Source organism: Planktothrix sp. (assembly GCF_046067725.1).
In the GTDB taxonomy this organism is placed as follows: domain Bacteria; phylum Cyanobacteriota; class Cyanobacteriia; order Cyanobacteriales; family Microcoleaceae; genus Planktothrix.
Window position 1 is genome coordinate 18341 of the sequence record NZ_JBJUDF010000339.1, and the last position, 10030, is coordinate 28370.

At 35.8% G+C, this 10030-nt stretch carries 9 protein-coding genes; 4 read left to right on the forward strand and 5 right to left on the reverse strand.

Annotation, left to right across the window (positions count from 1 at the left end; translation table 11 throughout):
* Positions 1-8: 8 nt before the first annotated feature.
* Both ACKPEB_RS20990 and ACKPEB_RS20995 read left to right on the forward strand, forming a co-directional pair.
* Positions 9-1313, forward strand: coding sequence for a hypothetical protein (locus ACKPEB_RS20990; RefSeq protein ID WP_408966960.1), 1305 nt, complete (start codon positions 9-11; stop codon positions 1311-1313).
* A 374-nt stretch (positions 1314-1687) separates the two neighbouring features.
* On the forward strand, positions 1688-1936 hold the full coding sequence (locus ACKPEB_RS20995) for a hypothetical protein (RefSeq protein WP_408966961.1): 249 nt from the start codon (positions 1688-1690) through the stop codon (positions 1934-1936).
* Between the two features lie 104 nt (positions 1937-2040).
* Here ACKPEB_RS20995 and pyk read toward each other — a convergent pair whose 3' ends face one another.
* From pyk to ACKPEB_RS21010, 3 genes are all read right to left on the reverse strand, one after another.
* Positions 2041-3468, reverse strand: coding sequence for a pyruvate kinase (gene pyk / locus ACKPEB_RS21000; protein WP_408966962.1), 1428 nt, complete (start codon positions 3466-3468; stop codon positions 2041-2043).
* Between the two features lie 60 nt (positions 3469-3528).
* The gene (locus ACKPEB_RS21005) at positions 3529-4527 is read right to left on the reverse strand and encodes an L-lactate dehydrogenase (protein WP_408966963.1); all 999 of its coding nucleotides are present in this window, start codon (positions 4525-4527) and stop codon (positions 3529-3531) included.
* A gap of 180 nt (positions 4528-4707) precedes the next feature.
* Positions 4708-5520 carry an SDR family oxidoreductase gene (locus tag ACKPEB_RS21010; RefSeq protein ID WP_408966964.1) on the reverse strand — a complete coding sequence of 271 codons (813 nt, stop codon included), beginning with the start codon at positions 5518-5520 and terminating at the stop codon, positions 4708-4710.
* Positions 5521-5678: 158 nt separating this feature from the next.
* Between ACKPEB_RS21010 and ACKPEB_RS21015 the strand changes: the two genes are divergently transcribed.
* A complete protein-coding gene (locus tag ACKPEB_RS21015) occupies positions 5679-6992 on the forward strand; it encodes a site-specific DNA-methyltransferase (protein WP_408966965.1) in 1314 nt (437 codons plus the stop codon).
* Positions 6993-7405: 413 nt separating this feature from the next.
* Here ACKPEB_RS21015 and cobM read toward each other — a convergent pair whose 3' ends face one another.
* Together cobM and lgt are read right to left on the reverse strand one after the other, a co-directional pair.
* On the reverse strand, positions 7406-8194 hold the full coding sequence (gene cobM, locus ACKPEB_RS21020) for a precorrin-4 C(11)-methyltransferase (protein WP_408966966.1): 789 nt from the start codon (positions 8192-8194) through the stop codon (positions 7406-7408).
* A 130-nt stretch (positions 8195-8324) separates the two neighbouring features.
* The gene (lgt, locus tag ACKPEB_RS21025) at positions 8325-9185 is read right to left on the reverse strand and encodes a prolipoprotein diacylglyceryl transferase (RefSeq protein WP_408966967.1); all 861 of its coding nucleotides are present in this window, start codon (positions 9183-9185) and stop codon (positions 8325-8327) included.
* 284 nt (positions 9186-9469) lie between these two features.
* Between lgt and ACKPEB_RS21030 the strand changes: the two genes are divergently transcribed.
* Positions 9470-10030: tetratricopeptide repeat protein (locus ACKPEB_RS21030; protein ID WP_408966968.1), on the forward strand; the 561-nt coding region annotated here is incomplete at its 3' end.

The window sequence follows — 10030 nt, forward strand, 5'->3', positions numbered from 1 at the left end:
TAAAGAGTATGAATAGAACTCTGAACCCATTTAATCGCTGGTTGAACCAAAGACAAATTAAACTCTTAGAATCTGCTTATCAAAGTGCTGAAGACATTAAAGCTTTAGAAGATAAATATTTTCAAGGAAACTCGATTAATTATCGTCCTGATTCTCAAAAAACGGTGGTAGATTTTGTTAAAAGTTTACGCGATCGCCATCTTTTCAAAATTCGACTTAATTTAGCTCAATTTAAAATTAATAGTTTTTTATTACCTCAAGGTTCTATTCATGAGGAAAGGTCTCAATCTGTTGGAATATCTGAAGATGAAATTATAGAAAAACTCAATTTTATTGATTCTATTGTTAAAAAATATAGAGATAACACTGAGGATCTCTTAATTGAAAGTTTAGTGAATTCTTCTAATATTAATTCATCGAATTTGATAGGATTAACTTCCCAAGAAGTCAAACAAGAACAAAATGAGTCAGCTAGCACTCTAACTTTAGATCCGGCTATAATTGCGGCTCAATCTAATCTTTCCCGTCAATCTCAACCTAAAAGTTGGTTGAATTGGGGTTTTTTCAAAGGTCAAAAACTGACCCCCCATTATGAACAACAAGTGGTTCAAGAATTAAGAATTAGACGCATCCAAGATCAAATGGCGATACGTTGGTTAATGATTTTATTCTTAATTCCTTTGTTAGTTCAAGTCACTGTCAAAACTATCATTTTTGATCCTTTACTGGGAAATTATAGTAATAAAAATCCTACTAAAATTGAACTCAGCGCCGAAATTAAACAAGAGTTTTTAAGAGAATATTCGGCTTTTAAAGAAAGTTTAGAAATTAAACAGTTACTAGGAGTAATCCCGAAACTTTCAGAGGTTGATAAAGAGGAAAAGTTATCGGAAAAAGTCATTGAAATTTGGCAAGAATCCCGTAATCGAGCTTTAAATGGGTGGAAGAATATATTATCGGATGGTGTGGCTTTATTCACTTTCGTGGGATTAGTCTATTTTAATCGAACTAAAATTACAATTATCAGAAGCTTTTCTAATCGAGCTTTTTTAAATTTAAGTGATCCTTTAAAAGTATTTTTGTTTATTTTGATTACCGATATGTTTGTTGGTTTTCACTCCGCCGAAGGATGGGAAGTTTTATTAGCAGGGGTTTTAGCTCACTTTGGACTACCCGAAAGTCCAGTGGCGATTAATGCGTTTATTGCCACAGTTCCTGTTATTATTGATTCCTGTATCAAATTCTGGATTTTTAGTTACCTCACCCGTTATTCTCCGGCTGCTTCTGCTATTTATGAACGAATGAATACTTAGGTTAATCTTAGATTTCGCTTGAAACTCAATGATGTGGCTGCTCACTGCATGGGTGATGGTTATCATTTCTGTTGCATAGGCAAATTCAGATTTTCAATATATCATTTTAATATATCAGAGTGATCTATCCTGTCAAAAAGCATTCAGGATTCAGAAATTCGGCGTTTCAAATTAACGAATTTTAATCAAGTTTTTTGAACTTTTGTAAAATAAATTAAAAATAGCATGAAAAACTGGAAAAATAAAGCTATTTTTAAAATAGAAGGTTATTATTACATTAAATTTTAAGTTCAGATTGAAAGAGCAACAGAATGATTGTATCTATCAATCTAGGTAAAACTTCTGAAAGTTAGAATTATTCTAGGAGGATAATGATGAATATGCGACTTGTGATGTTTTCAGGAATCGTGATGATGCTTGTCGGTACAATTGCTGGACTCGGAGCTTCTAAATATAGTGAAAAACAATATCAGTGCTGTAATATTGGCCCCTCTTTAGATTTAGGGTATAGCCAGTCGAGAGCACCTCGGACTTACGCTTTAGCAGGCGCGGCTATGGGTTTTATTATTGGTTCTTCCCTAGAATTAGTTCGACAATCCACGCCTCAAGAAGTGGAAAAATAATCAGTTGCTCTACTTAAAATCCTATCTCAACAGCAGAGTTAATGAAATTAGATTGGATTAAACCCCTCCCCAGTCAGAAGAGGGATAGGAAGGATAAAGGATTTTTAATCACTTAAGGTATGAATTTTTAAGAAATTAGTACCTCTGGCAGTATTTGCTGGAATTCCGCCCACAATTAAGATTCTATCTCCAATTTGTGCGAGTTTTCGTTGTAATAATTTGTCTTGAGCGAGATCAATTAATCCTTCAAAAGAATTGACATGATGTTCTAATAAAACAGGTTTAACCCCCCAAACTAAGTTTAAACGGTGATAAACATTGCGGTCAGGAGTCAGAGCAACAACTGGAACTTTTGGTCGTTCTGCGGCGGCTAAAATTGCGGTGTATCCGGTACTGGTATAGGAAACAATACACTTCAAATTCAAAATTTTATCAATCGTATTTAACGCTTCTGTTAACGCATGAGTTTCATCGGACAGCACCGGAGGATAATTTTTAAACTCAATTTCCGGTTCAACATCACTGGCAATTTTAGAAAGCATTTGTACGGCTTTAATTGGAAATTTACCAACAGCAGATTCTCCCGATAACATCACCGCATCCGTCCCATCAATAATGGCATTCGCAACATCACTCGCTTCTGCACGAGTCGGACGAGCATTATGAATCATACTATCTAACATTTGGGTTGCTGTAATCACCGGAATACATTTTTGATTACACATCCGAATAATTTGTTTTTGCAAGATGGGTACTCTTTCCGGGTTCATTTCTACTCCTAAATCTCCCCGTGCTACCATTAACCCATCACATTCATTAATAATTGATTCTAAATTGGCGATCGCTTGTGGTTTTTCAATTTTGGCAATTACGGGAATCTCCGCCGCTCCCTTTTCAACTAATAACGCTTTTAACGCTTGAACATCCTCCGCACGACGCACAAAACTCAAAGAAACCCAATCAATCCCTTGAGAAATTCCAAAATCTAAATCTTGTTCATCTTTTTCTGTTAAGGAGGGAAGACGCAACGTTAAACTGGGTAAATTCACCCCTTTACGACTTTTTAGAATTCCCCCTTCAATAATGCGACATTGAACCGCATTTCCTTGAATTGTTTCTATTTTTAATTCTAATAATCCATCATCCAGTAAAACTTCTGCTCCCGTTTCTGCTTCTTCAGCTAAATAGGGATAATCAATGGGGACAGTATGGGGTTGATTATCAAATTCATCAACAGGAACAAAGGTTAATAATTCTCCATCCACTAATTCGATTTCTTCCGAAGGTAAATACCCAATCCTAATTTTTGGCCCTTGTAAATCTTGTAATAACGTAATCGGAGTATCTAATTCTTCTGAAACTTGTCGTAATAATTTGACGGTTTCTGCATGATCTTCATAACTACCATGAGAAAAATTGAGGCGAGCAACATTCATTCCCGCATTCACCATTTGACGAATAATGTCTGGAGATTTACTCGCAGGGCCAATAGTTGCAACAATTTTGGTTCTATGTTGTAAAGGTTTAAACATGGTTGTTTGGATTAACTTAATTTCACAGAATAGAAAATTCAGCTTTTGAAATTTTGGTGTTTACAAATCTAGCTTTTCAATAATTTCATACAACACTTGACAGGAGTTTTGTAACTGTTTTTCTTCGGTTTCAGTTAAGGAAAGATTAATAATTTTAGTGGCTCCTTTCCGGTTGAGTAAGACAGGTAAACTCACACAAAGTTCGGGAAGACCATATAATCCTTGTACGGAACGACTCACGGTTAAAATTCGATTTTGATTCCGTAAAATAGCGGTAACAATATCCGTAACTCCTAAACCAATTGCATAGGACGTATATCCTTTGCGTTGAATAATTTCATAGGCTGCATTTTTAACTTGATCAAAAATAGACTGTAATTCTTCATGCTCACAAGGAGGACATCCTTCCCAATTACCATCACAAATTTTCATTCCCGCTACATTAACGGTACTCCAAACCGGAACTTCACTATCTCCATGTTCCCCAATAATATAAGCATGGATACTGCGGGGATCAAGTTTCAATTTGTCTGCTAATAAATATCGAAAACGAGCCGTATCTAAAACGGTTCCTGACCCAATGACCCTAGAACTGGGAAACCCAGAAAGTTTCAAGCTAACATAGGTCATAATATCAACAGGATTAGCAACAATTAATAAAATTGCATTCGGACAATATTGAGCAATATCTCCGATTAATTTTTTAAAGATTTCTACATTTCGTCCGACTAAATCTAAACGAGTTTCTCCGGGTCTTTGACTAGCTCCGGCTGTTATAATTACTAAATCCGCATCCCTTCCCTCATCCGCAACGGTTCCCACGGTAACTTCTGTGGGTTCAATAAAAGAAAGTCCATGTACTAAGTCCATGACTTCCCCTTCTGCTTTTTCTCGATTAATATCTTGTAATATCAGTTCATCAAAGCAATTTTGAATTAATAAGGAATAAGCACAAGCCATTCCCACTTGTCCAGCACCAATAATCACACCTTTGCGGGGACGAATCAGGTTTAAAGGACTATGATTATCAGGATGAGTTGTAAATAACTGTTCAAACATGAAACCTCCGAAGATTGAGTAGCTTAGAAAGGATAATCACATCAAATCAAGTGATGATCTTTGCTAATTGTATCAAAGATTTTCTCTGAGTTTGCAAAGTTTCCTCTTCATATCAAGTAAACTAATATTACATTTTAGATCAAAATTGCAACTTATTTCAAAAAAAGTTAAATTCTATGCTTAAGATTTAAAATTTTTAATTAAACGATCAAAATATTGATTTAATAGGGGCAAAAGTAAACTATGGAACCTATTTAAAAGCTTCATTTCTAATCCTGGGGCGATCGCAAATTGAGAATTTTGAATCCCTTGAATAATTTCCTGCGCTATTTTTTCTGGTTCCCAAAGTTTAACCGTTCCTGTAATTGCTTTTGTTTCTGGAGGTTTGGTTTTATTTTCAGTGATTAATTGCGGTGTATTTGTATCAGGAGGATAAACAATAGAAACTTGAATTCCCCAGGGTTTTAATTCTGCGCGCAAAGATTCTGCTAATCCTTTTAAAGCGAATTTAGTTGGACTATAGGCTGTATAACCATAAATTCCAATTAATCCGGCTCCTGAAGAAATGAGTACAATTTTACCTTGTTTTTGTTGAATCATGGTCGGTAAAACCGCTCGAATACAATAGAGTGAACCCCAATAATTAACAGCCATTGTTTGTTCAAATATTTCTAGGGGAAGGTCTTGAAAATAACCGGGATGGGCAATTCCGGCTGATAAAATTAAAATCTCTACACTTCCTAACAAGGTAATGGCTTTTGCTATTGCATTTTCGGCTTCTTCCCTTACGGAGACATCAGCCGAAAGGCTGAATATTTTCTGATTTTGAGATAATTTAAAAGCTTCAATTTCCCTTTGAGCTTGGTCAAGAGTGATTTGATTTCGAGCAATAATTGTTAAATTTGCACCGAGACTAGCTAACAATTGAGCCGTTGCTTTACCAATTCCACTGGAACCCCCCGTAATAATAATATTAGTTTGATTAAAATTCATATTAAAATCATAGTAAATTAGAGCGATTTTAATGTATTATAACAAACAGGATCAACATAAGATAGTCTGCTAAAATAATTTCAGCCTATTGCAAGCTGTTACAAATTATATATAATTAGATATAATTTAACGATAAACTTAAGAGTAAACAACTAGAAATGGCAACAGGGATACCCGGCAAAAGTCAGTACAAAAAGCTAAAAGATAGTAACCTAATTTCCTTTTCCTTGGAATATGTAGGAAAAGTTAGTATTAAAGATATTTTAGAGAGTCCCCCAGCAAAATTAAGAAAAATTATAAAGGTAGAAAAAGAAATTAAAAATCAGTTAATTTATGGAGAAAATTTAAGGGTTTTAAGGAATTTATTAGAAAATTCTGATATAGCAGGAAAAATTAATTTAATTTATATTGATCCACCTTACGCAACTGGACTAGGGTTTGAGTCAAGACAACAAACTTATGCTTATCAAGATTTCAGAGAAGGCGCAGATTATTTAGAATTTATTCGCCAACGGTTAATTTTACTTAAAGAACTTTTATCAGAACAAGGATCAATCTATGTTCATTTAGATCAAAATATGGCTTTTCCAGTTAAAATTTTAATGGATGAAATTTTTGGAATTAAGAATTTCCGTAACTGGATTACTCGAAAAAAATGTAATCCTAAAAATTATACTAAAAATCAATATGGAAATATCTCAGATTATATCCTTTTTTATACAAAAACTGATGATTATATCTGGAACCAACCTTTTGAATCGTGGACAGATGATAAAGTCATGAAAGAATATCAATATATTGAAGAAAAAACAGGAAGACGCTATAAAAAAGTTCCAATTCATGCTCCTGGGGAAAGAAAAGGAGCAACCGGTCAACCCTGGCGTGGGATGCTTCCTCCACCGGGTAAACATTGGCAATATACTCCAGAAACCTTAGAAGAAATGGATAAAAGAGGTGAAATTTACTGGTCGTCTACTGGAAATCCTAGACGGAAAGTTTACCTTGATCAAAGTAAAGGAATAGCCGTTCAAGATATTTGGCTTGAATTCAAAGATGCTCATAACCAAAATATTAAAATTACAGGCTACCCAACTGAAAAAAACCCTGAACTTCTAAAACGAATTATTCAGGCTTCCTCTAATTCTGGAGATTTAATATTAGATGCTTTTGTAGGGAGTGGAACAACTGTTGCAGTTGCAGAAGAATTAAAACGGCAATGGATTGGGATTGATAACTCTCTTTTAGCTATAGAAACGACTATTCAGCGTTTAGTTAAAGGAACTCAAGCAATGGGGGATTTTGTTAATGGAAACGGAAGTTTACCTCAACAGCAGTCTTTAATCAATACAAATAGAATTTTAAAAAGGGGTTTAGAAGTATATATTGAGATGGAATCTGATTTAGAAAAAGTGACAGAAAATAAAATTGAAGACTGGAACTATTTACTTAACTTTCAAGCCAATCTCTGGTAAACCTTTCATCTAACATTTTGAGAGTGCAGACCATTACTCGTCCTTTTCCAGCCGTTTCTAAAGAGGCATAATCATTCCACATTGACCCCAGAGTTAATCCAGGGCCATCATTCAAAAAGAATACTTTCAGAGGTACTTGATAGGTGTCCGCATACTTCAGAATATGAGTTACTTTCTCTCTATTTCCACCAATTCGATCATCTTCTTGTGCTCCTCCTCGATCTGAATCATAACGAGCAAACCCAATGATTAAAGGAGTTCCATCTATCGGGATAAAATTCTGAGTCTATGAAAGTGATATACTGAGAATTCCTAGTTTTATATTCAGCAAACGAAACCAAGGGAGAGTTCTCCTAAACAAGATTTGTAAAATATTAACTAATAGTGTTTCTTGGTTGTACCGAGAAACTGGGTTAAGGACGGAATAAATGGGAATGTTCAGGGTTATATAATCCAGACCTTAAAGTTGAATTAAGCGGAGTTTTTGCTAAAGCCGGACTAATTACATAAAGCGTCGTTCTAATTAAATTTTCTTCCTGGGTAACTTGTGCCATTTTTTCTAAAGGAACCACCCGAATTTTCTCATCTGGCCATCCTAAACGATAACAAATAGCAATCGGCATTTCTGGCGGATAATATTTCATTAACTTTTGCTGACTTTCCTCAACGTAACGGGCACTTAAATATAAACATAAACTAGCTTTATGAGCCGCTAAACTCTCCAATTCTTCATCCGTTGGAACCGCAGTCGCTTTTCCACTGACACGAGTTAAAATAATCGTTTGCACTAATTCTGGTACAGTTAATTCGACTTTTAATTTAGCAGCCGCATCCTGAAACGCACTAATTCCAGGAACAATTTCAAACTCAATGTCTGCTGCCTTTAACTGTTCCATTTGTTCATAAATCGCCCCATACAAACTGGGATCACCCGAATGTAATCGCACAACAGACTTTCCTTGACGGACTCGTTCAATCATTAACGGAAGAATTTCTTCTAAGGTTTTATTAGCTGTTCTAATTCGTTCTGCATCTGCGCGAATTCCTCCTAAAATTTGTTGAGGAACGAGGGAATCTGCAAAGACAATTACATCGGCTGAAGCTAACAATCTTTGAGCTTTTACGGTTAATAACTCAGGATCACCAGGGCCGGCACCGACAATATAAACGGCTGGTTTTAGCACTGTTTTATCCTGCTGCATGAGATTTTGATTCCTCCAAATTAGCGATTAATTTCTAGTTTTTCCGGATCTCAACTGACCCGCTAAGAAGACAGCAATGGTAGATGCACCCTGGTTGATGCCCTGGCTATCGAGTCTAGGGCTTTTTCTATTAAGAGTTAGAGGCTTGGGATTTCGGCACAACATCAGGTAAGGTTCGCTTCAATCCATATAACCAAATTAAACCGAATAATCCTAATACAATTCCACTCAAACTGACTAATTGTGCGATTCTTAACGGCCCTAACATTAAACTATCCATTCGTAACCCTTCAATCCAAATTCGACCGGAACTATAGGCGCCTAAATAAACCAGAAAGATGGTTCCCGGTTTCAGGGGAGGTTTACCTTTTAATCCTCTAAAAAATAAGGTAATTAACAAGATAAACACCATTAAATTCCACAAAGATTCATACAAAAACGTGGGGTGGAAATAGTCGTAGGATTCATAACCAAAGGGACGACGTTCTGGCGGAATATAAAGTTTCCAAGGAGCATCTGTTGGACGACCAAAAGCTTCGGAATTAAAAAAGTTACCCCAGCGTCCAATGGCTTGACCTAAAATTAAAGAAGGTGCAACGACATCCGCTAACGGCCAAAAAGGAATTTGTTTGACTTTAGCAAATAATAACGCTGCAATTAAACCGCCTAAAATTGCACCGTGAATGGCAATTCCTCCCTTCCAAATGGCAATAATACTGCCCGGATCATTGACGTAACTTTTCCACTCAAATGCCACATAATATAATCGGGCACAAGGAATTGCTCCGATGACTAACCAAATTGCTAAATCTCCGATGAGTTCAGGATCAATTTGACGACGACTGGCAAGATATTGGGATAAGGAGACTCCAATTAAGACGGCAGAGGCAATTAAAACACCATACCACCGAATTGATAACGGCCCAATTTCAAAGATAATGGGGCCGGGAGAGGTAAATTGAACTGCTAGAAATAAGGGATTTGGATTCATAATGGCTGATTCTAAGCACGGTTATTGTATCATCTTTTGAGAATTGAGCTAAAATTGAAGAGGATTACAAATCCCAAATTACATTAAAATATTAAATTAGGCAAACTTTAGAATATTGTTATAAAAAAATGTTACAATCAAATTGAAAATGGTTAAAATAGGATGGCAGCGAATATCAACTTTTAAGGGTTGAGATGAGTTCGGAACGGTTATTGTGATCGTTTCAAAGTATGGGTTTTCTCATCAACTTACTACTGTTTATGGGTTTTAAGGCTTAAATTTCTATGTCTTCTTTAGATTTTCCTCCCCATTCATCGGATTTAGAATCAGGGTTAGCCGCTTTAAAACGTCAAGATTATCAGCAAGCGATCGCTATTTTAGAACCAATTGCTCAATCTGAACACCCCTCTAAATTTAAGGCGCAAGTCGGTTTAGTCATGGCTTATGAGCGAACGGGAAATACAAAATCAGCCATTACTTTATGTCGAGATTTAACCCAATGTGATCAAGAAAAAATCCAAACCTGGGCAACGGATTACTTAAGACAACTATTAAAACGCAACCCTCCAAAATCGAATAAAACTAAATCTATTGATCTCGAAAATCCTCACCCATCTGATCAAATCCCGCCTTCAGAATTACCGCCAATTATAGAAACAGGTTTTATTCCTTTAAACCCTAATTTACAACCGAAAAAAGCGAAATCTACCCCAGGAAAAATACCCAAACCTTCCTCCATACCACCGCGTCAAAAACCTCCCAGTTTTCCCGTGCCACAAGCTCCATCTTTAAACCTCAAAAAAACTGAACTAACCTTTCAAAAACCGATTTCAAAAATTCCCTCT